The organism is Microbacterium esteraromaticum (assembly GCF_017303215.1).
GTDB lineage: Bacteria > Actinomycetota > Actinomycetes > Actinomycetales > Microbacteriaceae > Microbacterium > Microbacterium esteraromaticum_C.
Genome location: NZ_JAEMWU010000001.1, coordinates 1,921,127 through 1,947,922, shown reverse-complemented (window position 1 = coordinate 1,947,922; position 26,796 = coordinate 1,921,127). Strand labels below are relative to the sequence as shown.

The 26,796-nt window shown below is 68.0% G+C and carries 26 protein-coding genes; 14 read left to right on the top strand and 12 right to left on the bottom strand.

The genetic code is table 11. The annotated features are described in order from the left end of the window. Nucleotides 1-117: 117 nt before the first annotated feature. Nucleotides 118-1,860 (bottom strand): DEAD/DEAH box helicase, encoded by a 1,743-nt coding sequence (locus JF543_RS08945; RefSeq protein WP_179410866.1) that lies wholly within the window; start codon nt 1,858-1,860, stop codon nt 118-120. 94 nt (nt 1,861-1,954) lie between these two features. Between JF543_RS08945 and JF543_RS08940 the strand changes: the two genes are divergently transcribed. Further along, nucleotides 1,955-2,797 (top strand): SGNH/GDSL hydrolase family protein, encoded by an 843-nt coding sequence (locus tag JF543_RS08940; protein ID WP_179410867.1) that lies wholly within the window; start codon nt 1,955-1,957, stop codon nt 2,795-2,797. Between the two features lie 18 nt (nt 2,798-2,815). On the opposite strand, the gene JF543_RS08935 is transcribed toward JF543_RS08940, so the two are convergent. Beyond that, nucleotides 2,816-3,616, bottom strand: a complete 801-nt coding sequence (locus JF543_RS08935; RefSeq protein ID WP_206823789.1) for a TrmH family RNA methyltransferase — start codon at nt 3,614-3,616, stop codon at nt 2,816-2,818. 63 nt (nt 3,617-3,679) lie between these two features. Between JF543_RS08935 and JF543_RS08930 the strand changes: the two genes are divergently transcribed. After that, complete coding sequence (locus JF543_RS08930; RefSeq protein ID WP_206823788.1) at nt 3,680-4,528, top strand: Sir2 family NAD-dependent protein deacetylase; 849 nt, start codon at nt 3,680-3,682, stop codon at nt 4,526-4,528. A gap of 23 nt (nt 4,529-4,551) precedes the next feature. Continuing rightward, entirely contained in the window at nt 4,552-5,136 is a 585-nt protein-coding gene (locus JF543_RS08925; protein ID WP_206823786.1) for a histidine phosphatase family protein, read from the top strand. Nucleotides 5,137-5,172: 36 nt separating this feature from the next. On the opposite strand, the gene JF543_RS08920 is transcribed toward JF543_RS08925, so the two are convergent. Genes JF543_RS08920 through JF543_RS08900 form a run of 5 tightly spaced genes read right to left on the bottom strand, consistent with a single transcriptional unit; the run spans nt 5,173 to nt 11,122 of the window. Further along, the gene (locus tag JF543_RS08920; protein ID WP_206823784.1) at nt 5,173-5,991 is read right to left on the bottom strand and encodes an HpcH/HpaI aldolase/citrate lyase family protein; all 819 of its coding nucleotides are present in this window, start codon (nt 5,989-5,991) and stop codon (nt 5,173-5,175) included. Continuing rightward, nucleotides 5,992-6,468, bottom strand: coding sequence for a MaoC family dehydratase (locus JF543_RS08915; RefSeq protein ID WP_206823783.1), 477 nt, complete (start codon nt 6,466-6,468; stop codon nt 5,992-5,994). Nucleotides 6,469-6,477: 9 nt separating this feature from the next. Next, nucleotides 6,478-7,644 (bottom strand): acyl-CoA dehydrogenase family protein, encoded by a 1,167-nt coding sequence (locus JF543_RS08910; RefSeq protein ID WP_410340059.1) that lies wholly within the window; start codon nt 7,642-7,644, stop codon nt 6,478-6,480. Continuing rightward, complete coding sequence (locus JF543_RS08905) at nt 7,641-9,563, bottom strand: acetyl/propionyl/methylcrotonyl-CoA carboxylase subunit alpha (protein ID WP_206823781.1); 1,923 nt, start codon at nt 9,561-9,563, stop codon at nt 7,641-7,643. The genes JF543_RS08910 and JF543_RS08905 overlap by 4 nt, the downstream gene beginning before the upstream one ends. A gap of 5 nt (nt 9,564-9,568) precedes the next feature. Next, on the bottom strand, nt 9,569-11,122 hold the full coding sequence (locus JF543_RS08900; protein ID WP_179410874.1) for a carboxyl transferase domain-containing protein: 1,554 nt from the start codon (nt 11,120-11,122) through the stop codon (nt 9,569-9,571). Between the two features lie 111 nt (nt 11,123-11,233). Here JF543_RS08900 and JF543_RS08895 point away from each other — a divergent pair, with 111 nt between their 5' ends. After that, nucleotides 11,234-11,830: a TetR/AcrR family transcriptional regulator gene (locus JF543_RS08895; RefSeq protein WP_277987082.1), complete on the top strand. Its 597-nt coding sequence runs from the start codon at nt 11,234-11,236 to the stop codon at nt 11,828-11,830. Between the two features lie 4 nt (nt 11,831-11,834). Here JF543_RS08895 and JF543_RS08890 read toward each other — a convergent pair whose 3' ends face one another. From JF543_RS08890 to pdhA, 3 genes are read right to left on the bottom strand one after another with little or no spacing between them, the layout of a single operon-like run. Beyond that, nucleotides 11,835-13,214: a dihydrolipoamide acetyltransferase family protein gene (locus JF543_RS08890; protein WP_179410875.1), complete on the bottom strand. Its 1,380-nt coding sequence runs from the start codon at nt 13,212-13,214 to the stop codon at nt 11,835-11,837. Then, nucleotides 13,211-14,239 carry an alpha-ketoacid dehydrogenase subunit beta gene (locus JF543_RS08885; RefSeq protein ID WP_179411861.1) on the bottom strand — a complete coding sequence of 343 codons (1,029 nt, stop codon included), beginning with the start codon at nt 14,237-14,239 and terminating at the stop codon, nt 13,211-13,213. Before JF543_RS08885 ends, JF543_RS08890 begins: the two co-directional genes overlap by 4 nt. A gap of 2 nt (nt 14,240-14,241) precedes the next feature. Beyond that, nucleotides 14,242-15,348, bottom strand: a complete 1,107-nt coding sequence (pdhA, locus tag JF543_RS08880) for a pyruvate dehydrogenase (acetyl-transferring) E1 component subunit alpha (RefSeq protein ID WP_206549909.1) — start codon at nt 15,346-15,348, stop codon at nt 14,242-14,244. Between the two features lie 168 nt (nt 15,349-15,516). Between pdhA and JF543_RS08875 the strand changes: the two genes are divergently transcribed. Next, complete coding sequence (locus tag JF543_RS08875) at nt 15,517-15,990, top strand: Lrp/AsnC family transcriptional regulator (protein WP_179410877.1); 474 nt, start codon at nt 15,517-15,519, stop codon at nt 15,988-15,990. On the opposite strand, the gene JF543_RS08870 is transcribed toward JF543_RS08875, so the two are convergent. Further along, nucleotides 15,962-16,870, bottom strand: a complete 909-nt coding sequence (locus JF543_RS08870) for an alpha/beta fold hydrolase (RefSeq protein ID WP_179410878.1) — start codon at nt 16,868-16,870, stop codon at nt 15,962-15,964. The two genes, JF543_RS08875 and JF543_RS08870, sit on opposite strands and share 29 nt — an antisense overlap. A 67-nt stretch (nt 16,871-16,937) precedes the next feature. On the opposite strand from JF543_RS08870, the gene JF543_RS08865 reads away from it, so the two are divergent. Continuing rightward, on the top strand, nt 16,938-17,213 hold the full coding sequence (locus tag JF543_RS08865) for a hypothetical protein (RefSeq protein ID WP_179410879.1): 276 nt from the start codon (nt 16,938-16,940) through the stop codon (nt 17,211-17,213). Between the two features lie 25 nt (nt 17,214-17,238). On the opposite strand, the gene JF543_RS08860 is transcribed toward JF543_RS08865, so the two are convergent. Next, nucleotides 17,239-17,844 carry a MarR family winged helix-turn-helix transcriptional regulator gene (locus tag JF543_RS08860; protein WP_206820551.1) on the bottom strand — a complete coding sequence of 202 codons (606 nt, stop codon included), beginning with the start codon at nt 17,842-17,844 and terminating at the stop codon, nt 17,239-17,241. 90 nt (nt 17,845-17,934) lie between these two features. Here JF543_RS08860 and idi point away from each other — a divergent pair, with 90 nt between their 5' ends. Genes idi through JF543_RS08820 form a run of 8 tightly spaced genes read left to right on the top strand, consistent with a single transcriptional unit; the run spans nt 17,935 to nt 26,789 of the window. Next, entirely contained in the window at nt 17,935-18,513 is a 579-nt protein-coding gene (gene idi, locus JF543_RS08855) for an isopentenyl-diphosphate Delta-isomerase (protein WP_179410881.1), read from the top strand. Further along, complete coding sequence (locus JF543_RS08850) at nt 18,510-19,607, top strand: polyprenyl synthetase family protein (RefSeq protein ID WP_179410882.1); 1,098 nt, start codon at nt 18,510-18,512, stop codon at nt 19,605-19,607. Before idi ends, JF543_RS08850 begins: the two co-directional genes overlap by 4 nt. Nucleotides 19,608-19,660: 53 nt before the next feature. Beyond that, complete coding sequence (locus JF543_RS08845) at nt 19,661-20,515, top strand: phytoene/squalene synthase family protein (protein ID WP_242519427.1); 855 nt, start codon at nt 19,661-19,663, stop codon at nt 20,513-20,515. Next, nucleotides 20,512-22,146 carry a phytoene desaturase family protein gene (gene crtI / locus JF543_RS08840; RefSeq protein ID WP_206820553.1) on the top strand — a complete coding sequence of 545 codons (1,635 nt, stop codon included), beginning with the start codon at nt 20,512-20,514 and terminating at the stop codon, nt 22,144-22,146. Before JF543_RS08845 ends, crtI begins: the two co-directional genes overlap by 4 nt. Further along, a complete protein-coding gene (locus JF543_RS08835; RefSeq protein ID WP_179411862.1) occupies nt 22,146-22,493 on the top strand; it encodes a lycopene cyclase domain-containing protein in 348 nt (115 codons plus the stop codon). Before crtI ends, JF543_RS08835 begins: the two co-directional genes overlap by 1 nt. After that, complete coding sequence (locus JF543_RS08830) at nt 22,490-23,680, top strand: prenyltransferase (RefSeq protein WP_179410885.1); 1,191 nt, start codon at nt 22,490-22,492, stop codon at nt 23,678-23,680. The genes JF543_RS08835 and JF543_RS08830 overlap by 4 nt, the downstream gene beginning before the upstream one ends. After that, a complete protein-coding gene (locus JF543_RS08825) occupies nt 23,677-25,893 on the top strand; it encodes an MMPL family transporter (protein ID WP_206820554.1) in 2,217 nt (738 codons plus the stop codon). Before JF543_RS08830 ends, JF543_RS08825 begins: the two co-directional genes overlap by 4 nt. Then, nucleotides 25,890-26,789, top strand: coding sequence for a TIGR01777 family oxidoreductase (locus tag JF543_RS08820; RefSeq protein ID WP_206823779.1), 900 nt, complete (start codon nt 25,890-25,892; stop codon nt 26,787-26,789). The genes JF543_RS08825 and JF543_RS08820 overlap by 4 nt, the downstream gene beginning before the upstream one ends. Nucleotides 26,790-26,796: the final 7 nt, after the last annotated feature.

Below are 26,796 nucleotides of genomic sequence, written 5' to 3'. Positions count from 1 at the left end.
CTCCGGTGTCGTGAGCGAACGCTCCACGCTACCGAGCAGAGGGCGCTGGAGCCGCACCAGGACAAGGATTGACAGGTTTTCGGAGCGCCGAAGCGCGACGCGGTGACGGCCGGGCGGTCAGGAGCGCACGCGCTTGCGCAGCACGTCGATGCGCGACTGCAACTGGGTCACCGTGGCCTGCGCGACCGCCGGCCCGCCGCAGACCCGACGCAGCTCGGCATGCACCTGTCCGTGTGCCTCTCCGCTCTGACGCGCGTACAGACCGACCAAGCTGTTGAGCAACTGACGCTGCTCGCGCAGCGTGCGGTGCAGCGGAGCCGGCAGGGTCGTCGTCGCCTCCGGCGGCGCCGCCGCCTCTCGTTCCTGGCGCAGGCGGCCCTGGCGCGCCTGGCGCTGCATCAGCAGCTCATGCACGTGCTCGGGTTCGAGAAGGCCCGGGATGCCGATGAACTCCTCCTCCTCGGGGGTTCCCGGCTCGGCGAGCTGACCGAACTCCTTGCCGTCGAAGACCACACGGTCGAAGTGCGCCAGCGACGAGATCGCCTGGTAGCTGAACTCTTGCGTGAGGGCATCCGAGGCATCGTCCTCACGGTTCGCGCTCTCCAGCAACGAGTCCTCAAGACCGTCGTCGTCCTTCGTCTGACGGTCCAGCGCATGATCGCGCTGCTTTTCGAGCTCATTGGCGAGCGTCATCAGCACCGGAACGTTGGGCAGGAACACACTGGCGGCCTCGCCGCGACGCCGCGCGCGCACGAATCGACCGATCGCCTGAGCGAAGAACAGCGGCGTCGATGACGACGTCGCGTACACGCCCACCGCCAGACGCGGCACGTCCACACCCTCGGACACCATGCGCACCGCCACCATCCAGCGACGGGTGTTGCCGCTGAACTGCTCGATGCGCTCCGACGCCGAGGCGTCGTCCGAGAGCACGACGGTGGCCTGCTCGCCCGTGATGCGGTGCAGGATCTTCGCGTAGGCACGGGCGACCGTCTGGTCGGTCGCGAGCACCAGCCCACCGGCATCCGGCACATGATGGCGGATCTCGCTCAGGCGGCGGTCGGCGGCCGACAGCACCGCCGGCATCCACTCACCCTCGGGGTCGAGCGCCGTGCGCCACGCCTGCGAGGTGACGTCCTTGGTGTTGTCCTGGCCCAGATGCGCTTCGAGCTCGTCACCGGCGCTGGTGCGCCAGCGCATCTTGCCGGCGTACATGTGGAACAGCACCGGACGCACGACGCCATCTTCGAGCGCGCGGCCGTACCCGTACGCGTAGTCGGTGGTCGAGATACGCGCACCGGACTCATCGGGGTGGTACTCGACGAACGGGATCGGGGCCGTGTCGCTGCGGAACGGCGTTCCCGACAGCAGCAGGCGGCGCTTGGCCGGGCCGTACGCGTCGCGGATCGCGTCGCCCCAGCTGAGCGCGTCGCCGCCGTGATGCACCTCATCGAGGACCACGAGGGTCTTCGCGTCCTCGGTGAGGTGGCGGTGCACCGACGAGCGTGCAGCGACCTGCGCGTAGGTGACGACCACGCCGTGATACTGACGCGACGGTGCCCAGTGGCTGTTCTTGAACTGCGGATCGAGGCGGATGCTGACGCGCGCCGCGGCATCCGCCCACTGCGTCTTGAGATGCTCGGTGGGCGCGACGACGATCACGCGGTTGACTTCGCCCATCCGCAGCAGTTCAACGGCCAGCGTGAGCGCGAACGTCGTCTTACCGGCGCCGGGCGTCGCGGCGACGAGGAAGTCGCGCTGATCGGCGGCGAAGTAGCGGTCGAGGGCCTCGCGCTGCCATGCCCTGAGCTTGTCTGCGGTTCCCCACGGGGCGCGCTGAGGGAAGGACGGAGAGAGCATCCTCACTACGATAGGCCAGCTCACTGACAACGCGCGGTAGGCTCTCTAACCGCGCACAGGAGACCCCTGCGGCGCCGCTGTCAAGGAGAAGACGATGACCGATCGCGACTCATCGCGCACCCCGTACGTCGCCAACGAAGGCCCCCACCCGTGGCGCCGTTTCGTCGCTGTCGGCGACTCGTTCACCGAGGGCATCGGAGACCCGGATCCCGTCGCCGTCGGCACGCATCGCGGCTGGGCCGACCGCGTCGCCGAGGTGCTCTCCCAGGACGTGGATGACTTCGCCTATGCGAACCTGGCCGTGCGCGGAAAGCTCATCGCCCAGATCGCAGAGACCCAGATCGACGCGGCTGTCGCCCTGCGCCCCGACCTCATCTCGATCTGCGCCGGTGGCAACGACGTGATCCGGCCGGGCACCGATCCAGACGAGATCGCCTCCCAGCTCGATGACGCAGTGACCCGGCTGTCGACCACCGGTGCTGCCGTCGTGCTCTTCACGGGCATCGACACGGGCTTCACCCCGGTGTTCCGCCCGTTCCGCGGCAAGGTCGCGATCTACAACGAGAACGTGCGCGCCGTCGCCGAACGCCACGACTGCATCGTCGCCGACCAGTGGGCGCTGAAGACGATCCAGGACATGCGCTTCTTCGACGATGACCGCCTGCACTTGAACGCGCTCGGTCACCACGAGGTGGCACGCATGGTGCTGCGGGCACTCAACGTGCCCAATGACCTGCAGGCTATGCAACCCGAACCGCTGCCGATGCGCACCTGGCGCGAAGCGCGGGCCGAAGACATCGGGTGGGCCCGCGAACACCTCGTGCCCTGGGTGCTGCGGCGTCTGCGCCACCAGTCCTCGGGTGACAACGTCACGGCGAAGCGCCCGGAGGCCGTGCCGTATGTCCACCTCGACGATTCGGAAACGGGCCAGAATTGACCGCGACCGCGACCGCGATCAGCGGGTGATCGCCCATACGGCGACCGCTGCGGCCGAGGCGACGTTGAGCGAGTCGACGCCGCCGGCCATCGGGATCGTGACGACACGGTCGGCCACCGCGAGCGCGTCCGCCGAGAGTCCTTCGCCCTCGGTGCCCATGACCAGGGCGATCCGATCGGGACGCGCGGCGGCGTAGTCATCCAGCGGCACCGCATCATCGCGCAACGCGAGAGCGGCGATCTCGAAGCCGTGCGCGTGCAGCTGGTGTGCGGCATCGGCCCACTCCCCGATACGTGTCCAGGGCACCTGAAACACCGTGCCCATGCTCACCCGCACGCTCCGTCGGTAGAGCGGGTCGCCACACCGCGGCGTGACCAGCACGGCATCCGCTCCCAGTCCTGCCGCGGCGCGGAACGCCGCACCGATGTTGGTCGGGTCGGCGATGTCTTCGAGCACGAGCACCCGCCGTGCGTTCTCGAGCACCGTGGTCAGCGCCGGAGGTTCCGGACGCCGCATCGCTGCCATGACACCCCGGTGCACGGCGAAGCCGGTCAGCTCGTGCGCCACGGCATCCGACACCACGTACACCGGCACATCGCGTCCGTCCAGAAGCGCTGCGACGTCATCCAACCAGCGCTGCTGCGTGAGCACGGATCTCGGTACGTGCCCCGCCGCCAGGGCGCGTTCGATGACCTTCGCGGACTCGGCGATGTACAGCCCGCCCGCCGGCTCCTGCACGCGCCGCAAAGCCGCATCGGTGAGGGAACGGTAGTCATCGAGCACGTGGTCGTGTGCATCGGTCACGGGCAGCAAGCGCATCCCTCCACTCTTCCACCTTCCCCATCCGCCCCATCACCTCGTCGCGGGTCCTAGACTGCCCCCGTGACGTCGATCGAACCGCAAGCCCTGGATCCCGACGCCATCGATCGTGCCGCCGCCCTGCTACGCGGCCGCCGAACCGCCGTGCTCACCGGCGCGGGCATCTCGACCGACTCGGGCATTCCCGCTTATCGGGGCGCCGGGGCACCGCCGCGCGTGTCGCCCATGACCATCCAGACGTATCTGTCTGATGAAGCGGCCCGCCGGCGCTACTGGATGGGCGGTCACCTCGGCTACCGCCGGTTCGCCTCGCCCGATCCCAACGGCGGGCACCGCGCACTCGCTGCTCTGGAGCACAACGGGGACGTCACCGGTGTGATCACACAGAACGTCGACGGTCTGCACCTGCGTGCGGGCAGCCGGCGGGTCGTCGAACTGCACGGCACGATGCATCGCGTGCGGTGCCTGGACTGCGGACAGGTCTTCGACCGGCGGGCCATCAGCGCGCAGATCGACGAGCTCAACCCGTGGATCGCGGTGCCGGAGAACGTCGTGCTCAACCCCGACGGGGACGTGACGCCCGAGAGCGCGGACGGCTTCGTGATTCCGCCGTGCACGGTCTGCGGCGGGATGCTGAAACCCGAGGTGGTCTACTTCGGAGAGTTCGTCCCCACCGGGCGCTTCCGACTCTCTGAGGCACTCGTGCACGGCTCGGATGCCCTCCTGGTGGCGGGCACCTCTCTGACGGTGAACTCGGGCATCCGCGTGATCGAGCGCGCGCGCCGGCGGGGAATGCCCCTGGTCATCGTCAACCACGAACCGACCCGAGCCGACCGGTGGGCCGATGCCGTGGTCAGCGGCGGTACCACGCCTGTGCTGACCGGCATCGCCCGCGCGCTCGGCGCTCTCTGAGCCGGCTCGCGTAGGCTCATGCCGTGACCCTGCTGACTGTCGTGCGCCATGGCCAGACCAACTGGAATCTCGATCGACGCATCCAGGGGTCGACCGACATCCCCCTCAACGACACCGGACGCGCGGATGCCCGCCGCGCAGCGGCGGTGCTCGCGGGATCCGGTTACGACGCCGTCTACGCCAGCCCGTTGATGCGGGCACGCGAGACCGCGCAGATCATCGCCGACGAACTCGCTCTGCCTGAGCCCGTGCTCACCCGCGGGATGCGCGAACGCGAGTTCGGCGAGGGCGAGGGGCTGCTCGTCGACGAGTACCTGCAGCGCTGGGGCGACTGGACGGCGACCGTACCCGGTGCCGAAACACTCAACCAGGTGCGCGATCGGGCACTCAACTCGCTCGAACGGATCGCCCGCGCTGCCCGACGCCGCTCGGCGCCGCGCGCCGAATCCATCGTCGTCGTCAGCCACGGCGGCGTGCTGCGGGCGCTGCTGCTGCACGCATCGGGCGGAACGCTGCCCCGCGAGGGCGACGTGCTGCGCAACGGCTCGGTGCATCGCTTCGTCGCCGAGCGCGGCAGCCTTCGTCTGCTGGAATCAGTCGCGGCATGATGCTGCGCCGCACCTGACACCAGGCCGCAGTCGACGTCATCCGTCGATACGCATGCCCCGTTCGACCACGGCACGCGCGTGCCGCAAGACCGGCTCATCGATCATGCGGCCCTCGAACCGGAACACACCACGCTCCCCCTCTGCGGCGACCAGCACGGCACGGGCCCAGTCGACCGTGGCAGCGTCCGGCCGGTAGGCCTCACGGATCACAGCCACCTGCTTCGGATGAATGCAGGCCGTCGCGCTGAAGCCCGAGGCGACGGCATCCGCCGCTTCTTCGGCGAGTCCCTGCACGTCGTCGATGTCGAGATGAACCGCGTCGATCGCGGTGCGTCCGTACGCGCCGGCCGCCAGCAGCACCTGCGCCCGCGCCTGGCGGGCCACGTCACGGTAGCGCCCGTTGGCGAACCGGCTGGACAGGCCACCCAACGAGGCGACGAGGTCCTCGGCCCCCCACATCAGCGCGACCGTGCGTTCGTGCGCCGCGATCTCGCCCGCGCGGTGCACGCCCAATGCCGTCTCACACAGTGCGATCATCTGCTGGTCCGCGCGGAAGGCATCCAGCATCCCGGGGTCCTCGCTCTTGGCGACCATGACGCGACGGAACGACGTACGCGCGAGCACGTCGAGATCCTTCGCGAAGTCCGCCGTGTCGGGAGCATTGACCCGCACGATCACGCGCTCCGGGTCAAGGTCGGCGGCGGCGATGTTCTCACGCGCCTGCGCCTTGGCAGCGGGGAGCACCGCATCTTCGAGGTCGAGGATGACGGCATCCGCCTTCTGCAACGCACCCGCGAAACGCTCCGGGCGATCGGCCGGGCAGAACAGCAGGGCAGGGCCCATATCGAGTGACATCTACTCCCCCTCGGATCGGCAGTGCACCAACACCGTGCGACTCGCCGTCGCGACCACCGTGCCGTCTTGGTTGCGTCCGGTGTGCGCCACGGTGCAGATCCCCTGCCCGGGGCGCGACGACGAGAGCCGTTTGTCGACGATCACACTCTCGGTGTACAGCGTGTCGCCGTGGAACAGCGGATGCGGGAACGCGATGTCGCCCAAGCCGAGCTGTGCGACCAGCGTGCCCTGGGTGAGCTGTCCGACCGACGCGCCGACCATCGTCGACAGCGTCCACATCGAGTTCATCAGTCGCTGCCCGAACGGCTGTTGCGCCTGCGCGAACGCCGCATCGAGATGCAGCGCCTGGCTGTTCATCGTGAGCGTCGTGAACAGCACGTTGTCGGCCTCGGTGGCTGTGCGACCCGGCCGGTGCAGATAGCGCGCACCCACCTCGAACTCCTCGAAGTACAGGCCGCGCTGGACGATATCGGTCATGACGTCACGCTACCCGGCCAGGCCCAGCGCCCGCGCGATGACGAGAAGCTGCACCTCGGTGGTGCCCTCGCCGATTTCGAGGATCTTCGAGTCGCGGTAGTGACGTGCCACGGGGTATTCGTTCATGAACCCGTTGCCGCCGAAGATCTGCGTGGCGTCGCGGGCATTGTCCATCGCCGCGTCGCCCGCGACCAGCTTGGCGATGGCCGCCGCCTCGGCGAATGGCTTGCCGGCATCACGCAGTCGCGCCGCATGGTGCCAGGCGAGACGGGCGGTGTGCACCCGAGCCCGCATACGCGCCAGAGTGAACTGCGCGTTCTGCCGGGTACTGAGCGCCGCGCCGAACACCGTGCGCTGCCGCGCGTAGTCGACCGCGGCCTCGAGGCAGCCCTCGGCTGCTCCCGTCGCCAGCGCGGCGATCGCGATGCGCCCCTCGTCGAGAATGCTGAGGAAGTTGCGGAAACCCGCTCCGCGCTCGCCGAGCAGATTCTCCTCCGGCACGCGCACACCCTGCAGGGTGAGGGGGTGGGTGTCGGATGCGTTCCAACCGACCTTGTCGTAGGCCGGTTCGACGGTGAACCCCGGGGTGCCATTGGGAACGATGATCGTCGAGATCTCCTTGCGCCCCTCGCGCTCGCCGGTGACCGCGGTCACCGTGACGAACCGCGTGATCGCGGTGCCGGAGTTGGTGATGAACTGCTTCGTGCCGTCGATCACCCACTCATTGCCGTCAAGACGCGCCGTGGTGCGGGTGGCGCCGGCGTCGCTGCCGGCCTCGGGTTCGGTCAGACCGAATCCGGCGAGGGCCTGACCTTCGAGCAGCGACGGCAGGTACTCGCGCTTCTGCTGTTCGGTACCGAAGCGGTAGATCGGCATGGCACCCAGGCTCACGCCCGCCTCGAGCGTGATGGCGATCGACTGATCGACACGGGCGAGTCCCTCGATCGCGATGCCCAACGCGAGGTAGTCACCTCCCTGCCCGCCGTACTCCTCGCTGAACGGCAGACCGAACAGGCCCATCTCGCCCATCTGCCGCACCACGTCGAGATTCAGCGTGTGCGTGCGGTCGGCCTCGTACGCCTGCGGTGCGACCACCTGCTCGGCGAAGTCGGCCACCATCGCGGCCAGCTCGCGCTGGTCCTCGTCGAGATCGGCGTAGCGCATCTCATCGGTCATGCTGTCTCCTCCTCACTGACACGGACGACCGGTTGGTCGCGCCGCACCTGGTCGCCCAACGCGACCATCAGATGCACGATGCCGTCGTGCGGCGCGAGCACCGGGTGCTCCATCTTCATCGCCTCGATCGACACGAGCGGATCGCCCGTGCGCACGCGGTCACCGTCCGCGACATGAACAGCGACGATGCTGCCGGGCATGGGCGCACGCCCCTCGGGCTCGCTCGGCCCGGCATCGGGCATCCGATCCGCCAGCCGGCGACGCATCCGCTCGCGTCGCGAGAGCGGACGCAGGCGCATCGTGACCCCGTGATCCGACACCCAGAGCGCGCCGTCGTCGTCGCGGGCGACGGCGGCGCCCGGCGCGCCGGCCGCGGGCGCGACGACGATCTCGTCGTCATCCGTCAGGAACGCTGCGGGGCCCGTCGGCCGGGGTGACCCCAGCCGCCACCCCGAGAGTTCGTGCCAGAGTGGCCCGACCGCGCCGGTCTCTGCGCTCGACGTCGGCGCGATCGACGCGACCGAGGCCAGCATCCGCTCTGTCGGCTCACCGGGCGACACCGGAAGCATGGTGTCGATCAGCCCGGTGTCCAGATCGCCCGATGCGACCCGGTCGTGGGCGCAGAGGGCGCGCAGGAAGGCGATGTTTGTCTCGACGCCCAGCACCACCGTCCGGGAGAGGGCGGCGTCCAAGCGGCGCAGCGCCGTCGCACGATCAGGACCCGAGGCGATCACCTTCGCGATCATCGGATCGTAGAACCCGGTCACCTCGGAACCGGTCTCGACGGCGGCGTCGACACGGACCCCCGCCGGTACGTCGAAACGCAGCACCCGACCCGTCGACGGCAGAAATCCGCGCTCAGGGGACTCTGCGTACACCCGCGCCTCGACGGCATGCCCGCGCAGCTCGGGTGCCGGCGACAGGGCTCCCCCAGCGGCCACCCACAGCTGCAGGGCCACGAGATCGAGGCCGGTCACCTCTTCGGTCACGGGGTGCTCGACCTGGAGCCGCGTGTTCATCTCGATGAAGAAGATCTGATCGACGGCATCCGCCTCGACGAGGAACTCCACCGTTCCGGCGCCGACATACGCCACGCTCTGCGCGGCGGCGACGGCCGCATCCCACAGCCGCTGCCGGACGGGCTCCGGCAGGTGGGCCGCGGGCGCTTCCTCGATCACCTTCTGGTGCCGACGCTGCAGCGTGCACTCGCGCTCGCCGAGCGCGATGACATTGCCGTGGGCGTCACCGAACACCTGAACTTCGATGTGCCGCGGGCGCCGCACCAGGCGCTCGAGCACCAGCGCATCGTCGCCGAACGCGGCCGCCGCGATGCGCCGCGCCGAAATGAGGGCGGATGCCAGTTCAGCGGATGACGCGACGACCTCCATCCCCTTTCCGCCGCCGCCCGCGCTGGGCTTGACCAGCAGCGGGTAGCCGACCTCATCGGCACGGGCGCGAATCTGCTCGTCCTCGAGACCCGTCGCGTCGAATCCGGGCACCACGGGCACACCGTGCTGCGTGACGTGCGCGCGGGCACGGGCCTTGTCACCCATGATCTGCAGGGCGCGCGCCTCGGGGCCGATGAAGATCACGTCGGCGTCGGCGCAGGCCTCGGCAAGGGCGACGCTCTCGGACAGGAAGCCGTAGCCGGGGTGGATCGCGCGCGCCCCGGTGGTGCGCGCAGCCGCCATGATCGCCGCCACATCGAGATATGACTCCGCCGCGGGAGCCGCGCCGATGTGCACCGCCTCATCCGCTTCGCGCACGTGCGGCGCCGTGGCATCGGCGTCGCTGTAAACGGCGATGCTGCGGATGCCGAGGTCGCGCAGCGTTCGGATGATCCGTCGGGCGATCTCACCGCGGTTGGCGACGAGGACGCTCTCGACGCGGTGCAGCAGTTCTGGTGTCCAGTCGTACATGTGCATCACATCCGGAAGAGGCCGAAGCGGGGTTCGGGCAGCGGGGTGCGCGAGACGACGTCGAGCGCGAGTCCGAGCAGGTCGCGGGTCTGGTCGGGGTCGACGATGCCGTCGTCCCACAGCCGGGCGGTGGCGTAGTAGGGCTCACCCTGCGCTTCGTACTGCGCGCGGATGGGCTCCTCGAACGCGGTGCGTTCCTCGGCGCTCCAAGACGAACCGGTGGCGGTGAGCTGATCCTCCTTCACCGTCGCGAGGACGGATGCCGCCTGTGCACCGCCCATCACCGAGATGCGGCTGGCGGGCCAGCTCCACAGGAAGCGCGGCGAGTACGCCCGTCCGCACATCGAGTAGTTCCCGGCGCCGAACGAGCCGCCGATTATCACGGTCAGCTTCGGCACGCGGGTGGTCGCGACAGCCGTGACCATCTTGGCGCCGTCCTTGGCGATGCCGCCGGCCTCAGCGTCGGTGCCGACCATGAAGCCGGTGATGTTCTGCAGGAACAGCAGTGGGATACCGCGCTGGTCGCACAGCTCGATGAAGTGCGCGCCCTTGACCGCGGACTCGCCGAACAGCACACCGTTGTTCGCGACGATGCCGATCGGATGCCCGTGCAGCGCGGCGAATCCGGTGACCAAAGTCGTGCCGTACTCGCGCTTGAACTCGTGGAAGGTGTCGACGTCGATCAGTCGGTCGATCACCTCGTGCACGTCGTAGGCGGCGTTCACGTCGACCGGAACGACGTCGTACATGCTGCCGGAGACCTGCGGCGGCTTGGCCGTGGCGACCTTCCAGGCCGGCTCGTGCGGCGCGGGCAGGGTCGCGACGATGTCGCGCAGGATCTCGAGAGCGTGCTCGTCGTCCTCTGCCAGGTGGTCGACCACGCCGGAACGGCGCGCGTGCAGCTCGCCGCCGCCGAGTTCCTCGGCCGTGACGACCTCGCCGATGGCGGCCTTGACAAGAGGAGGACCGCCGAGAAAGATCGTGCCCTGCCCGCGCACGATCACGGTCTCGTCGCTCATAGCCGGAACATACGCGCCGCCGGCGGTGCAGGATCCTAGCACCGCGGCGAGCTGTGGGATGCCCTCGGCCGACATGCGGGCCTGGTTGAAGAAGATTCGACCGAAGTGGTCGCGGTCGGGAAAGACCTCATCTTGCTTGGGCAGAAAAGCGCCGCCCGAGTCAACCAGGTACAGGCAGGGCAGCCGGTTCTCCAGTGCGATCTCCTGGGCGCGGAGGTGCTTCTTCACGGTGAGTGGGTAGTAGGTGCCGCCCTTCACGGTCGGGTCATTGCAGACGACCATGACGTGCCGCCCATGCACCAGGCCGATCCCGGCGACGACGCCGGCGGCGGGCGCTTGGTCGTCATACAGACCATGCGCGGCGAGCGGGGCGACTTCGATGAACGGGCTACCCGGGTCGAGCAGGCGCGCGATGCGCTCGCGCGGCAGCATCTTGCCCCTTGCGACGTGACGCTCGCGAGAGCGCTCGGGGCCGCCCAGCGCGGTCTCGGCAAGGCGCTGCCGCAGTTCTTCGGCGAGCGTCGATTGGGTGACGACCATCGCGTGTCCTCCTCGACTCACGGCGGATGTGGCAGCGAAGTGCTGACAACTCGTACGAGATTGGTTAGTGTTCACTAACCCGATAAATCAGGTTAGCGAGGATTAACCGAAATGACAATGCCCTCCACGCCCCGCGATCGAGCGAAGGCCGAGCGCACCGACGCGATCCTGGTCGCCTCCGCTCGCCTGTTCGCCGAACGCGGCTACTCCGGCGCCAGCCTGGAGGACATCGGAGCGGCGGTCGGCATATCCGGCCCCGCCGTGTACCGGCACTTCGCCGGAAAGCAGGCGTTGTTGGCGGCGCTGCTGATCGGCGTCAGTGAACGTCTGGTATCCGGCGGCGAAGCGGTCTCCGCCGCGCATGACTCCGCGCCGGAACGGATGCGTGCGCTGGTCGAGTTCCACGTGGACTTCGCGCTCGGCAACGCCGATGTCATCCGTGTGCAGGACCGCGACATCGCCCACCTCACTGCCGACGCGCGCGCATCGGTGCGACGCCTGCAGCGGGCGTACATCGAACTGTGGATCGATGTGCTCGGCGACATCGTGCCCGCCTCGCGCGACGAAGCACGCCTGCGCGTGCAGGCGTGCTTCGGTCTGCTCAACTCGACGCCGCACAGCACGAGCGCGGCGCTGAGAACTCGACGCTCCACCGCCGAGTTGCTCACCGCTATGGCGCTGAGCGCGCTGCTCACCGCCGCCGGCTGAGTGCTCAGAAGAGCATCGCGCGTCCCGGCTGTTCGAGCAGATCCGAGACGTCCTTCAGGAACCGTGCCCCCTCTGCGCCGTCGACCAGGCGGTGATCGAACGACACGCTGAGCGTCATGATCTGCCGCAGCGCGATCTCGCCGTTGTGTTCCCAGGGCTGCTTGCGCACAGCGCCGACCGCCAGGATGCCGGATTGGCCCGGAGGCAGGATCGGCGTACCCGCGTCGATCCCGAAGACACCGATGTTGGTGATCGAGAACGTGCCGCCCGCGAGTTCGGCCGGGCTGGTCTTGCCCGCGCGCGCCGTCTGGGTGAGCTGGGTGAGGGCGTCTGCCATACCGGTCAACGACTTCTGTTCGGCGTCGCGGATGATCGGCACGATCAGTCCTCGGTCCGTTGCCGCGGCAATGCCGAGGTCGACGTAGTGGTTGTGCACGATCTCACCCGCGGCCTCGTCCCACGTGGCGTTCAGCGACGGGTTGCGCCCGAGCGCGAGACAGACTGCCTTCGCGACGAGCACCAGTGGGCCGATCCGGTGTTCGGCCAGCGAACGGTCGGCGCGCAGCTGATCGATCAGTTCCATCGTCGCGGTGACGTCGACGCTGTGGAACGTCGTCACGTGCGGCGCTGTGAAGGCGCTCTGCACCATCGCCTGCGCCGTGTGCTTGCGCACACCCTTGATGGGCACGCGGGTCTGTGCGCGTTCTCCGCGAGCGGGTGCGCCGACACCCGCGGGCACACTGGTCTCTGTCGCGACAGCCTTCGGCTCCGCCTCGGGCGCGCCGACGCGATCGGCGTAGGCATCAATGTCGGAACGCGTGATGACCCGATCGCCGACCTCCGCAGCGACCAGTACCAGATCGACGCCGCGACGCTTGGCATATGCGCGCACGGGCGGCGTCGAACGGGGCCGCTCCCCCGTCGCAGGCTCCGCCGCGCTCGGCGGAACGGCATCGTGCGGTGCGGCCTCGATGACGGCCGCGTCCGCCACCGACTCGGATGCCGCGGATGCCGCACTTCTGCGCGCACGGCGTGCCGGGCGCGCGCCCGAGGACGGGGCCGCACCATAGCCGACGAGGTTCGGCTGGGCCTTCTCAGCGGTCTCCTCAGTCTCTGCGGCCTTCGGCGCGGACTCGCCTTCGGCCCCGGCGACGTCGAATGCGATCAGCGGGGCGCCGACGGCGACGGTCTCGCCGGCATCCGCGTGCAACGAAGCGACCGTGCCCTCGTAAGGCGACGGCAGCTCCACGACGGCCTTGGCGGTCTCGACCTCGGCGAGGGTCTGGTTCAGCGCGACGGTGTCGCCCGGCTGCACCAGCCACTGCACCACTTCGGCTTCGGTCAGGCCCTCACCCAGGTCGGGAAGTCGGAATTCGGTGATCAACGCTCTGCCCCCTTCGCGTCGGTGGCTTCGCTGAGGCTGTTCGGTCGGTCCATCACACGATCGACGGCATCGAGGATGCGGTCGAGATCGGGCAGGTGGAACTTCTCGAGCTTCGCCGGCGGATACGGGATGTCGTGCCCGGTCACCCGCAGCGGGGCCGCCTCGAGGTATTCGAAGCAGCGCTCGGTGATGCTGGCGATCACCTCAGCTGCGACTCCCGCCTCGCGTGATGCCTCGTGCGCGACGACGACACGGCCGGTGCGACGAACAGCTGCCGCGACGGTGTCGTAGTCGATGGGTGACAGTGAACGCAGATCGATGACCTCGAGCGAGATCCCCTCGTCTTGCGCTGCTTCGGCGGCGTCGAGCGCCGTGCTCACCATGGCGCCGTACGTGATGACCGTCGCATCCGTTCCCGGCCTCACGATGCGCGCCAGTCCCATCGGCGGCGCATCCGCCAGCGACGCATCCAGATCGACCTCGCCCTTGTGGTGGTAGAGCCGCTTCGGCTCGAAGAAGATCACCGGGTCGTCGCTGGCGATGGCCTGCTGTAGGCAGCGGTAGGCGTCCTGCGGATCTGAGACGGCGATCACGCGCAGACCTGCGGTGTGCACGAAATACGCCTCGTTGGACTCCGAGTGGTGCTCGGCCGCACCGATGCCGCCCGCCCAGGGCACCCGGATCGTGATCGGCATCTTCACCCGCCCCTGCGTGCGGTAGTGCAGCTTGGCCACCTGAGACACGATCTGATCGAATGCCGGGTAGATGAACCCGTCGAACTGGATCTCGACGACCGGTCGATAGCCGCGGAATGCGAGACCGACGGCGGTTCCGACGATGCCGGACTCGGCGAGCGGAGTGTCGATCACGCGCTGCTTGCCGAACTCGTCGAGCAGGCCGTCCGTGATGCGGAACACACCTCCGAGAGTGCCGATGTCCTCGCCCATCAGCACAACCTTGTCGTCATCGCGCATCGCCTGGCGAAGACCAGCGTTGAGGGCCTTGCCCATCGTCATCTGCACCATGCTCACGCCTCCTCGTATGCGGCCAGGTAGGCGGCGTACTCGGCGCGCTGGCGCTCGATACCCGAGTGAGGCTCGGCGTACACACCATCGAACACGGCCAGGGCAGGACGGGTCACCATTCCGATCGTCGCGGCGCGCATGTCGCGCGCCACCGCGTCGGCTTCGGCCTGCACGGCATCGAGGTGCTCCTGGGGTAGCTCACCGGCGGCTCGCAGGTGCGCCTCCAGGCGGGCGATCGGGTCGCGCTCGCGCCACAGCGCCAGCTCGGCATCGTCCCGGTAACGCTTGGGGTCATCCGCCGTGGTGTGCGGCCCCATCCGATAGGTGACGGCTTCGAGGTAGGCCGGACCCTTGCCAGAACGCGCGTGCTCGAGGGCCCAGCGCATCGCGGCGAGACAGGCAAGCACGTCGTTGCCATCGACGCGCATGCTGGGAATGCCGAAGCCGGGGGCGCGCCCGGCGAGCGGGTACTGCGACTGCAGGCCGACCGGCTCGGAGATGGCCCAGTGGTTGTTCTGGCAGACGAAGACGACCGGCGCACGGTACGACGAGGCGAACACCATCGCTTCGTTCACGTCGCCCTGACTGGTCGCGCCGTCACCGAAATAGCTCACGGCGACCTCGTCGGCACCGTCGTGCATGATGCCCATTCCGTAGCCGACGGCATGCAGAGTCTGCGCACCGATGATGATCTGCAGCGGCGCGATGCGGAGGGCATCCGGGTCGTACGCGGATCCCTCTTCGCCTCGCCACATGCGGGCGTAGTCGCCCGGTGCCGCGCCGCGTGCATACATGACGCCGGTCTCGCGGTAGCTGGGGAAGACGTAGTCGCGCTTCTCGAGGGCGCGGGCGGTGCCGACCTGTGCGGCTTCCTGCCCGTTGCACGGCGCCCAGAGACCGAGCTGTCCTTGACGCTGAAGAGCGACGCCCTCGGAGTCGATGCGGCGCACGACGACCATGTCGCGGTGCAAGTCTCGCAGCGTCTGGAAGTCGACGTCCTGAACGTAGCGGTCGAGTTGCGGATTCGACAGGCGGGAACCGTTGGGCGCGATGATGCGCTCGGTCAAGTCGTTCTCTGTATCGACGATCGGTGTGGTGTGCGGTGACATCGGTGTCCTCCTGACGTGGGGCCCTTGTGGGGCGTTCACGGCGTTCCCGACAGCTCAGTCGGGGCTTCTTGAAGCGTACGTCGGCATGACACGACGCTCAAGCATGCCTGGGTGTGTTGAGCATGTTGCGCATTCAGAGGTGTTCTCCACCTGCTAACGTGTGGCACTATGCCCGCTCTCGATCGTGTCGATCTCGAACTGCTCACGGCCCTCTCCGAAGACCCTCGCATGACGGTCGTCGCCTTGGCGGAGCGCCTGCGACTCTCGCGCAACACGATTCAAGCGCGGATGGCCCGCCTCGAGCAGACCGGCGTGCTGGAGTCCTACGAGCGCTCATTCTCGACGGAGGTGCTGGGCTTTCCTCTGCAGGCCTTCATCAGCATCGGCGTGCGCCAGACCGAGTTGCCGCGCATCATCTCCGAGCTCGCCCGAGTGCCCGAGATCGTGCAGGCCCATGGCCTGAGTGGTCCGATCGATCTGCTCGCCAGGGTCGCCTGTCGCGATGCGCGACACCTGTTCGACACGGACGCCCGCATCCTGGCGATCGATGGCGTGGAGCGTACCGAGACCTCGCTCGCGATGGGAGAGGTGATCCCCTTCCGGGTGGCAGGTCTTATCGGCCTGGCGCGACGGGAAGCCTGAGGAACCGGCGGATCGCGCCCGCCGCTTCGGCCGGCGCCTCGTAGTGGATGAGGTGCCCGACGCCACTAATCTCGGCAAGCTGTGCCTGCGGGAACATTCCTGCCAGGGCCCGTTCGGATTCGATGGGTGTGATCTGGTCTCGCGTGGCGGCGATCAGCAGGGTGGGCACGTCGATCACACCGGCGAAGGCACGCACATCGTGCGAGACGCTGGTCACGAACGCGTCGTGCAGCACGTCACGGTCCGCGAAGCTCGAGAAGTAGGTGTCGTGCTGATCGTGGATGAACCGGCGTAGATGACGATCAGGGGTGGTCGCCATAGCGATGCTGGCGACGCGCACGATCCAAGGATGCCGCAGCAGCGCGGTACCGGGCTTCTCGGGTAGTCGCGCACCCATCGTGTAGTAGAAGATCGCGAGCCGGGTGAGCACACCCTTCGGCCCCTCCAGTGCGGGTGCACCGATCGGGTTCACAAGGATCAGCTGTGGCGTCTCGAGTCCGCTGGCGACCGCCGCAGACGCAACGATCGAACCGAACGAATGTCCGAGGACGACAGAACCCGGGGCCACGGTGCGAGCGAACTCGCACAACCAGCCGGCGTACAACCCCAGGTCGTGCTCTCGCTCGGCGACCGGCACCGTCTCGCCGAAGCCGGGGAGGTCCGGCGAGATGACGCGGATGCCCGGCAGGTACGCGACGATCGGCTCCAGCCCATGATGCTCGCCGCGGAACCCGTGAACGGCCACCACCGTCGGTACGTCGGGCACGTCAATGGCCGGACCGTACACCCAGTAGGCCGTGGGCGATCCCAGCACATCAACCTCATGACGCGCGACCGGAATCTCGCTGAGCCGGGCGGCGTACGGGGATGAGACAGGCATGCGCATGAGTCTACGCGATGCGATGTCGGTGCCCGTCCGTATGTTCGAATCAGCGGAAGGAGTCACCATGTCCAACAGCACCGACACCCTATCCGGGACCCTGCCCCGGCTCCAGTGGCCGACGCCACGCCTGCGGGCGCGTACGGAGCACCTTGATCGCGCGGGAGATGCGCTGTGGCGCGTCATCGATGCGCGGGGAAACGTTCGCGGTCACCTGCGCGTCATCGTTGACCCGCTCGGCATTCGCTACCGTGCTGAGCGACTACACCTTGCCTCTCGCGCATTCCGGCTCGTCGGTGAGTTCTGGAGCGCCGACGACGCAGTGGCCTCGCTACGGCAGTGAAGTCGGGCGCTCGGGCGGGGCGGCGTTAGCCCTCCGCGCGATGACCTGCGGCCCCCGTGTGCTCACCCTGCGCCCAGGCCTCGTTGCGCAGGGTGATCTGCTCGGTCATGTCTTCGAGGAACCTGACCACGGTGGCGCGTTCCTCGGATGTCAATCGCGCTGCCGCGTGAAAACGCTTGGCCTGCAGGCGCCCCACCGTCTGCTTAGCCGCCTCTTTGGTCTCCTCAGTAATCGAGATGGCCAACGCTCGGCGATCGTTGGGATGCGGTGAACGCGTGATGTGGCCTGCCGCTTCGAGCCGGTCGAGCAGTTTCGTCGTGGACGCGGTCGAGATGTTCAGGTGCGCTGCGATGGCGCTGGGCGTGACAACGGTCTGCGCGTGCTGCGCGACGATCAGCATGTGCAGCGCGCGCATATCCGACCGCCCCAGTTTCATATAGCGCTGAGACGCCTCGGACAGGCGCTGCTCGGCTTCGCGCAGCCGCCCCAGCGCGGCCATCACGGCGGCGATCTCCTGCATGTGCTCAGGAGACACCCCAGTCCTGTCGATGAGAGCGGAATCCGGGTCGTTCTTCTCGACGTCGTAAAGGCTCGGCAGAACAGTCGCGTTGCCCTTCTCCTGCTTCGACATGTTCATATGATAGCGGAGTAGGTGTTTTCAGCTTGGCGAGTTATTCGCTAGGCTAGCGATATCACGGTCGGAGAAAGCGCGAGGCGAGACATGGCGGTCCACAGAACTTCCCCGGAAGGCAGCGCTCACCCCGAGGGTCGAGTGGTGCTGCTGAACGAGTCTGGGCAGGCCATCGGCACCGCCGACAAGGAAGGCGTGCACAACCGCGCGACGCCCTTGCACCTGGCGTTCTCCTGCTACCTCTTCGACGCAGACGGCAACGTGCTCATCACCCGGCGCGCGTTGGGCAAGCGCAGCTGGCCCGGAGTGTGGACCAACAGCTTCTGCGGCCACCCCGAGCCCGGCGAGGATCTCACGTCGGCCGTCGAACGGAGGGCGCTGCAGGAGCTGGGGGCGCAGATCCGCGACGTGCGTGTTGTGGATCCGGACTTCCGCTATCGCGCTGTCGACGCCGGGGGCATCGTCGAGAACGAGGTCTGCCCCGTGCATCGAGCAACCGTGATCGGCCCCCTGTCGCCGAACCCCGACGAGGTGATGCAATGGGCCTGGGTTGCACCGGAGGCGCTGCTGAGGTCCGCAGAGCTGACGCCTTTCGCGTTCAGCCCCTGGATGATCCTGCAGGCGCCCGCACTGGCGCGCATGATGGAGACGGAAGGACAGGCGAGATGACCAGCACCGTTCGCGAGCCGCGCCAGACGTCCGACCCGCACGACGCCGTCGAGGCGGAGATCCGTGCGCTCTTCTCGCGCTCTTCGGGAACCGCCCAGGCCTACGGCGCCGACTTCTCCCGCCTCTGGTCGCTCGCCGGGGAGCACATGCAAGGCGGAAAGCTGGTTCGACCGCGTCTGCTGCTCGACACGTACATCGCCTTGAGTCAGAACACCCGGGGCGGGTGGGCCGATACCCGCAGCGCTGTGCGTGTCGCTGCAGCCGTCGAGGCGCTGCACTACGCGTTCCTCCTGCACGACGATGTGATCGACGGAGACCTGTACCGACGCGGACGCCCCAACCTGATCGGCGAGCTCGCGCGCACGACAGCGGATGAGGCGCGTGCCGGCGCCGTATCCCATTGGGCGCAGGCCGGGGGTATTCTCGCGGGAAGTCTGCTGCTCTCGGGCGCCCATCAGGTGTTCGCGCGCATCGATGCCCCCGCTGTGGAGCGCATCCGTCTGCTGGATCTTCTCGACCACACCGTCTTCGAGACGACGGCGGGCGAGTTCACCGATGTGGGCCTGAGCGACGGCCTCGTGGCGCCGGATCTCGATACTGTGCTCGCCATGACCCGCCGGAAGACGGCTAGCTACAGCTTCGAGTTGCCGTTGCGTGCGGCGGCGATCCTGGCCGGTGCCGCGCCGGAGCTCGAACACGCGCTCAGCGCGGCGGGGTCGCATCTGGGCCTCGCCTATCAGCTGCAGGACGATCTGCTCTCGACGTTCGGTGACGCGCACGAACATGGAAAGGACCCGTACTCGGATCTTCGCGAGGGCAAGCAGACGGCGATCATCTGCTTCGCCCGCCTGAGTGGGCTGTGGCCTTACATCGCCGAGGACTTCGGCGACCCGGATCTGACGCTCACCAGCGCCGAGCGCCTGCGAGATCGCCTGCGCGAGTGCGGCGCAGAGGAGTTCGTGAGCGGTCTGGTGCAGCAGCAGCTCGCGGGCTTCTACGACGTGCTCGCGGCCACGGGTACCGGAGCAGTACCGTCGGCGGTCCGAGAAGTCCTGCTCGCCCTCGCAGAGCGCATCGAAGGGCGCCGCTCATGAGCATGTCGGCGCGGACCGCATCGAGCACTCCCTCGCTCACACGCTTCACGAGAATGGCAGAGACCGTATCGCAGAGCGTCATCCGCGCCTACTCAACATCGTTCGGCCTCGCGACGCGGCTCCTGGGACGCCGTCACCGCACACACGTGCGCAACATCTACGCGCTGGTGCGCGTCGCCGACGAGATTGTCGACGGCGTAGCGAGCGAAGCGGGGCTGTCCGGGGCGGATCAACGTGCGGTGCTTGATGCCTACGTCGTCGAGACCCATCGCGCGATGCAGACCGGCTACAGCAGCGACCTGGTCATCCATGCGTTCGCCGCAACCGCCCGCGCCGCGGGGATCGACGAGACGCTGACCCGACCGTTCTTCGACTCGATGCGCACCGATCTGCTCAATGCCGGGACCGAGAACACCGTGTTCGATCCGCGCGCACATGCCGCGTACGTGCATGGGTCGGCCGAGGTCGTCGGATTGATGTGCCTGCGCGTGTTCCTGCGTGGGCAAGAGGTGACCGAGAGCACGCGGACGCGTCTGGAGCACGGCGCCCGTCAGCTCGGTGCGGCGTTCCAGAACGTCAACTTCTTGCGTGACCTCGCCGACGATACAGAACGCCTCGGACGCAGCTACCTCGGCAACGATCGCAGGCTCTCCGATGCGGAGGTACTCGCCTGGGTTGCGAGAATCCGCGGGCAGCTCGCTGATGCCAAAGCGGTGATTCCACTGTTGCCGCGCGACGCGCGTGCCGCAGTGCGCAGCGCCCACGCGCTGTTCGGCAACCTCACCGACCGCATCGCGCGCACCCCGGCCGAACAGCTCTACGAGAAGCGCATCCGTGTTCCTGATGCGATCAAGACAGTCCTGGTGGCGCGTGCCATATTCATGACAGTGAAGGAGCGAGATCGATGACCCGCACGGTGATCATCGGCGCCGGTGTCGCAGGGCTTGCGACGGCGGCACTGCTTGCCCAGGAGGGCCACGACGTCGTCGTGCTCGAGAAGAACTCCCGCGTCGGCGGCCGCGCCGGGACCCTCGAGCGTGACGGGTTCCGGTTCGACACCGGACCGTCCTGGTATCTGATGCCGCGTGTGTTCGAGCACTTCTTCGGCATGCTGGGCACGTCCGCTCAGGAGCAGCTTGACTTGCGCTTCCTCGACCCCGCGTACCGGGTCTTCAGCGAGCCGGATCAGCACGGCCGGCAGCGGGAACCGCTCACGGTTCCGCTCGGCGCCGACCGAGTACTGCAGACGTTTGAGGCCACAGAACCGGGAAGCTCTGCAGCGCTGCGTGCGCATCTGGCATCCGCGACCCGTACGACCGACCTCGCAGAACGCTACTTCCTCTACAACCCGTTCACACGGCTGCGGAGTCTGCTCGCCGGCGAGGTGATCCGCGGGCTCCCAACGCTGACACGGTTGCTCGCCTCTTCCCTGGAGTCGTACGTCGGGAAACGTTTCGACGATCCGGTGCTGAGGCAAGTGCTCGGATACCCGGCGGTCTTCCTCGGAACCGATCCATCCGCTGCACCGGCCATGTACCACCTGATGAGCGCGCTCGATCTCGATGAGGGCGTGCAGTACCCGATGGGTGGGTTCTGGCACCTGGTTGAGACTCTGGAAACGCTCGCCCGCTCTGCCGGGGCGCAGATCGTGACGGATGCCAGCGTCGAGCGCATAGAGACCGCCCCCCGGCGCGGCCGCGGCCGGCGCCGACACACGGTCACCGGCGTGACGTGGCGAGATGCTCACGGAGCCGAGCATCTCGAGAAAGCCGACATCGTCGTCTCCGGTGCGGATCTGCATCACACCGAGACACAGCTGTTGCCACCGCGGCAACGGACCTTCCCCCAACGGTGGTGGGACAAACGCACCAGCGGGCCGGGCGCTGTGATCGCCCTGCTCGGCGTGCGAGGCGAGCTGCCCGCACTCCCCCACCACTCGCTGCTGTTCACGACTGACTGGACGGCGAACTTCGACGCCATCTTCGGTGTGGACGCGCGTGTTCCCGATCCGGCGTCGATCTACGTGTGCCGTCCGAGCGCCACCGATCCCGGAGTGGCTCCTGCCGGGCATGAGAACCTCTTCGTCCTGATTCCGGTGCCGGCCGATGAGAGCATCGGGCGCGGCAGCCTTCACGGTTCGCCGTCCACAGCGGTCGAGAACGCGGTCGATGCCGCGATCGATCAGATCGCGTCGTGGGCCGATGTTCCGGACCTGCGCGAACGGATCGTCGTGCGCGAATCCATCGGCCCTGCGGACTTCGCGGCCGATTACCATTCCTGGCACGCCGGCATGCTCGGCCCCGCGCACATTCTGCGACAGAGTGCCATGTTCCGCGCGCAGAACGCTTCGCGCAAGGTCGAGGGCCTCTACTACTCGGGGTCCACGACGGCACCCGGTGTGGGCGTGCCCATGTGCCTCATCAGCGCGGAGCTCGTGCTCAAGCGCATCCGCGGCGACCACAGCGCCGGGCCACTTCCGACGCGCGTGAGCAGCGCCGCCCGCTCGGCGGATGCACGCGTGGCGGGAGCGGAACGATGATGGGGATGCTGTACCTCGCAGCACTGCTGCTCGTGATCGGATGCATGCTTCTGATCGACTACCGTTTTCGGCTGTTCTTCTGGCACGACCCCGCAATCGCTCTGCTGATCACCGTCATCGGGACCGCGCTGTTCCTGCTGTGGGATGTCGCCGGCATCGCCGCGGGCGTCTTCCTTCGCGGCGAGAGCCCGATCGCCACCGGGATAGTACTCGCCCCCGAACTGCCGCTTGAGGAACCGTTCTTCCTGATCTTCCTCGTGCTGTGCACGATGGTCGTCTTCACCGGCACCCTGCGGATCCTCGGCTGGATACAGCAGACGCGCACGCGGACGGCGGACCGGTCGTGACGTATCCATTGATCGCCACTCTCGGACTTGCGATCGCCGCCTGCGCGGCGATCGTCCTTCTCGCCGTCGCGTTCCGCCGCACGCCGCGCGTTCCCCGCTCACGCGTGCTCATCGCCCTGCTGCTCACAACCGTGCTCATGCTGGCTCTGACGGCGCTGTTCGACAACCTCATGATCTCGGCCGGCCTGTTCCACTACGCACCCTCGCACCTGCTGGGCGTGTCGATCGGTGTCGCACCCGTCGAGGACTTCGCGTACCCGCTGGCAGGGGCGCTACTGTTGCCGGCCGCCTGGGTAGCGCTGCAGAAGGGCGGCTCGGCGCGCCGGGAGGACTTCAGGCAACTGGTCGTTGCCTCTCGTCCGATCAGCTGGATCAACACGGCGTTCCCTTTCGCGGCGGCGTACGTGCTGACCACACGCGAGATCGACGCTGTCCTCCTGATCGGTTTCCTGTACTTCCTGGTGCCCTACAACTTCGCGATGTACGGCATCAATGACGTCTTCGACTACGCGTCGGACGTCGCCAACCCGCGCAAGGGCGGTGTGGAAGGGGCTTTGCTGCCCAGGAGGCTCCATACGCCGACGCTGTGGATCGCCGCCCTCACAAACATCCCCTTCCTCGTGCTGCTCGCGCTCGCGGGTGGCCCCGCGGTATGGGGCGCGCTCGCCGTGAGCGCCTTCGCCGTCGTCGCGTACTCCGCGCCGGGACTTCGGTTCAAGGAACGCCCCTTCCTGGATTCGCTCACCTCGAGCACGCACTTCGTCAGCCCCGCGGTGGTCGGTCTGCTTCTGGCCGGCGCAGATCTCACGGGGGGCATCCTGCTGCTGCTGTCGGCCTTCTTCCTCTGGGGTATGGCAGCGCACGCCTTCGGGGCGGTGCAGGACATCGTGCCGGATCGTGCTGCGGGCATCCACTCGATCGCCACCGTGATCGGCGCGAAGGCGACCGTGCGTGTGGCACTCGCGCTGTGGACGGCTGCCGGCCTGCTCATGCTCGCCGTGCCCTGGCCCGGTCCGCTCGCCGCCATCATCGCCGTGCCCTACCTGCTCAACTGCGCGCCGTTCTGGGCGCTCACCGACGAACGCTCCGCAGAGTCCAACCGGGCCTGGCGTCGGTTCATCGCACTCAACTACTTCTCTGGTTTTCTCGTCACCCTCCTCCTGATCCTGGAATGGAACAGCGCATGACTCACACCACCCGTAGCGAACGACGCGCGGCCGCCGATCGGCCCGCCGTTCCGAAATGGTTGCGGATCCTTCTGCCCGCCGCACTCATCCTGACGTGGCTGACCGTCGCGGGCATCGGCGGCCCCTACTTCGGAAAGGTCGACGAGGTCTCATCGAACGACCAGACGAGCTACCTGCCCGAGTCAGCCGACGCGACCCGTGTGCAGGAGATGCTGGGAGATTTCGACGACTCCGAGGCAATACCGGCTCTCGTCGTCTTCGTCTCCGACGAGCAGCTGAGCGACGAGCAACTCTCGTCGCTGGCGGAGGTCATGACGAAGGTCGCGACGATCGAGGGGATCGGTGCGGACGTGTCACCGCTCATCCCCTCTGAGGACGGCCTGGCCGCACAGGCATTCGTGCCCATCCTCAGCAGCGCCGAGGTGGGCGACACCGTCGCAGAGCTGAGCGCAGAGCTCGCCACCACAGCACCCGAAGGCATCGAGACGTTCGTGACGGGGCCGGCGGGGTTCACCGCTGACCTGGTCTCGGCGTTCGCGGGGATCGATGGGCTTCTGCTCGGCGTGGCTCTGCTGGCGGTGCTCGTCATCCTGCTGCTGGTGTATCGATCGTTCCTGCTGCCGATTGCGGTCCTATCGACCAGTCTGTTCGCGCTGTGCGCCGCGCTCCTCACGGTGTGGTGGCTGGCGAAGTGGGACATCCTGCTGCTCAGCGGCCAGACGCAGGGCATCCTCTTCATCCTCGTGATCGGCGCCGCGACCGACTACTCGTTGCTGCTCGTGGCCCGATACCGCGAGGCGCTCCGGGTCGAGAACGACAAGTGGGTCGCGACCATGTCAGCGATCAAGGGTTCGTTCGAGCCGATCCTCGCGTCGGGCGGAACGGTCATCGCCGGCCTGCTGTGCCTGCTGCTCAGCGATCTGAAGTCGAACAGCGCACTCGGCCCGGTGGCATCGATCGGGATCATCTTCGCGATGCTCTCGGCGTTGACACTCCTACCGGCGATGCTCTTCGCGTTCGGTCGCGCGGCCTTCTGGCCGCGACGTCCGCGGTTCGAGCCGGATGTTGTCGCCGCGGAAGACGGGATGCCCGATCGCGGCCTGTGGACCAAGCTCGCGCACCTCGTGCAGCGGCGACCGCGCATCATCTGGGTAGCCACCACGCTCGTTCTGCTGATCGGAGCGCTGGGCGTGACCCAGCTGAAGGCGGATGGCGTTGCCCAATCCGAACTGGTGCTCGGGCAGTCCGAAGCGCGAGATGGTCAGCAGGCACTGGGCGAGCACTTCCCGGGTGGTTCTGGAAGCCCTGCGTTGATCATCGTGGACGAGAGCGAGATGGACGACGCGGTCACCGTGTTGCTCGCCGATGACGGGATCGATGGCGTCGCGGTCACCACCGAGGACAGCCCGAGCGGATCCGCGCCGGTGACAGCGGAGGGCATCACCCCGGTGGGCCCACCCGGAACCCCCGAACCGAGTCCCACCACGGTCGACGGTCAGGTTCTTCTTCGTGCGACGCTGACGGATGCCGCAGACTCGGCAGCCGCGGGGCAGACCGTCACCGACCTTCGGGCGGAGTTCGTCGACGCGGCACCGAGCGCCCTGGTGGGCGGTGTCACCGCGACAGCCGTCGACACCAACACCGCCTCGATCCATGACCGCAATCTCATCATCCCGCTCGTCCTTGCCGTCATCACGCTGATTCTGATGGTGCTGCTGCGTTCGGTGCTCGCGCCCGTGCTGCTGATCATCACGACGGTGATCTCGTTCGGCACCGCGATGGGCGTTTCTGCTCTGGTATTCAACGGTCTGTTCCAGTTCCCCGGCGCTGACCCGGCCGTGCCGCTGTTCGGGTTCATCTTCTTGGTGGCTCTCGGTATCGACTACAACATCTTCTTGATGACCCGCGTGCGCGAGGAGTCGCTCCAGCACGGCACGCGCAAGGGAGTGCTGCGCGGGCTCGCGATCACCGGCGGGGTGATCACCTCGGCCGGCCTCGTGCTCGCTGCAACCTTCACGGCGCTCGCGGTCATCCCGATCCTGTTCCTGGTGCAGCTGGCGTTCATCGTCGCCTTCGGCGTGCTGTTGGACACGTTCGTCGTGCGCACCTTGCTCGTACCGGCCCTGTCGTACGATCTCGGCCGGGTGATCTGGTGGCCGTCCAAGCTCTCGAAGCACCCGCAGCCTGAGAACCACGAGCCGGAGGCACCATGAGCGCGCACGTCGTCATCGCGGGCGGTTCCGGGCTGATCGGAACCGCGCTCACGGACGCCCTCGTCGCGCGAGGGGATCGCGTGACCCGACTGGTACGCCGTCCCCCGGCTCACCCGGGAGAGGTCCAGTGGCAACCGGAGGACGGCGTGCTGGATCCGCGCGCCTTGGAGGGCGCGTCCGCGGTGGTGGCGTTGAACGGCGCCAGTGTGGGACAGATGCCCTGGACAGCCCCTTACCGACGGAAGCTGCTTTCGTCGAGGCTCGCTCCGACGACGACTCTGGTGGCGGCCCTGCGCGACCTCGGCAGGGGTGCGCCGACGCTTGTGTCAGCATCCGCGGTCGGGTACTACGGCTCTGTGCCCGGTCGGATGCTGACGGAGTCCTCCCCCGCCGGTGACACGTTCCTGGCACGCGTGTGCATCGAGTGGGAGGGCGCCGCTCGGCAGGCGGCGGACGTCACACGGGTGGCGCTCGCGCGCACTGCACCGGTGATCCACCGCAGGGGTGTGCTCCGTCCGTTGATCGCGCTCACCTCCCTCGGCGTCGGTGGCCCCTTGGGAGGCGGTGACCAGGTCTGGCCCTGGATCTCGCTCGACGATGAGGTGCGCGCACTCCTGCACATCATCGATCAGAACCTCGACGGCCCGGTCAATCTCACAGGGCCGGCGTCCGCGACGGCGAATGACGTCGGCCGCGCGCTCGCACGCGAACTTCACCGGCCATTCTGGTTGCCTGTGCCGGCGTGGGCGCTCCGGAGCGTGCTCAGCGCACCGGCGGCCGACTCGCTGCTGCTCGCCGATGCGGATGTGCGGCCGACGGCGCTTCTCGACAGCGGCTTCCGCTTCGTGCATGACACCGCAGACGCCGCAGTGGCAGCCGCCGTCGCGGCACGGTGATGCGGTG

Coding starts and splice junctions, on each gene's coding strand:
- JF543_RS08945 (WP_179410866.1), bottom strand. CDS start 1,860: ATGCTCTCTCCGTCCTTCCCTCAGCGCGCCCCGTGGGGAACCGCAGAC.
- JF543_RS08940 (WP_179410867.1), top strand. CDS start 1,955: ATGACCGATCGCGACTCATCGCGCACCCCGTACGTCGCCAACGAAGGC.
- JF543_RS08935 (WP_206823789.1), bottom strand. CDS start 3,616: ATGCGCTTGCTGCCCGTGACCGATGCACACGACCACGTGCTCGATGAC.
- JF543_RS08920 (WP_206823784.1), bottom strand. CDS start 5,991: ATGTCACTCGATATGGGCCCTGCCCTGCTGTTCTGCCCGGCCGATCGC.
- JF543_RS08915 (WP_206823783.1), bottom strand. CDS start 6,468: ATGACCGATATCGTCCAGCGCGGCCTGTACTTCGAGGAGTTCGAGGTG.
- JF543_RS08910 (WP_410340059.1), bottom strand. CDS start 7,644: ATGACCGATGAGATGCGCTACGCCGATCTCGACGAGGACCAGCGCGAG.
- JF543_RS08905 (WP_206823781.1), bottom strand. CDS start 9,563: ATGTACGACTGGACACCAGAACTGCTGCACCGCGTCGAGAGCGTCCTC.
- JF543_RS08900 (WP_179410874.1), bottom strand. CDS start 11,122: ATGGTCGTCACCCAATCGACGCTCGCCGAAGAACTGCGGCAGCGCCTT.
- JF543_RS08895 (WP_277987082.1), top strand. CDS start 11,234: ATGACAATGCCCTCCACGCCCCGCGATCGAGCGAAGGCCGAGCGCACC.
- JF543_RS08885 (WP_179411861.1), bottom strand. CDS start 14,239: ATGGTGCAGATGACGATGGGCAAGGCCCTCAACGCTGGTCTTCGCCAG.
- pdhA (WP_206549909.1), bottom strand. CDS start 15,348: ATGTCACCGCACACCACACCGATCGTCGATACAGAGAACGACTTGACC.
- JF543_RS08875 (WP_179410877.1), top strand. CDS start 15,517: ATGCCCGCTCTCGATCGTGTCGATCTCGAACTGCTCACGGCCCTCTCC.
- JF543_RS08870 (WP_179410878.1), bottom strand. CDS start 16,870: ATGCCTGTCTCATCCCCGTACGCCGCCCGGCTCAGCGAGATTCCGGTC.
- JF543_RS08865 (WP_179410879.1), top strand. CDS start 16,938: ATGTCCAACAGCACCGACACCCTATCCGGGACCCTGCCCCGGCTCCAG.
- JF543_RS08860 (WP_206820551.1), bottom strand. CDS start 17,844: ATGTCGAAGCAGGAGAAGGGCAACGCGACTGTTCTGCCGAGCCTTTAC.
- idi (WP_179410881.1), top strand. CDS start 17,935: ATGGCGGTCCACAGAACTTCCCCGGAAGGCAGCGCTCACCCCGAGGGT.
- JF543_RS08850 (WP_179410882.1), top strand. CDS start 18,510: ATGACCAGCACCGTTCGCGAGCCGCGCCAGACGTCCGACCCGCACGAC.
- JF543_RS08845 (WP_242519427.1), top strand. CDS start 19,661: ATGGCAGAGACCGTATCGCAGAGCGTCATCCGCGCCTACTCAACATCG.
- crtI (WP_206820553.1), top strand. CDS start 20,512: ATGACCCGCACGGTGATCATCGGCGCCGGTGTCGCAGGGCTTGCGACG.
- JF543_RS08835 (WP_179411862.1), top strand. CDS start 22,146: ATGGGGATGCTGTACCTCGCAGCACTGCTGCTCGTGATCGGATGCATG.
- JF543_RS08825 (WP_206820554.1), top strand. CDS start 23,677: ATGACTCACACCACCCGTAGCGAACGACGCGCGGCCGCCGATCGGCCC.
- JF543_RS08820 (WP_206823779.1), top strand. CDS start 25,890: ATGAGCGCGCACGTCGTCATCGCGGGCGGTTCCGGGCTGATCGGAACC.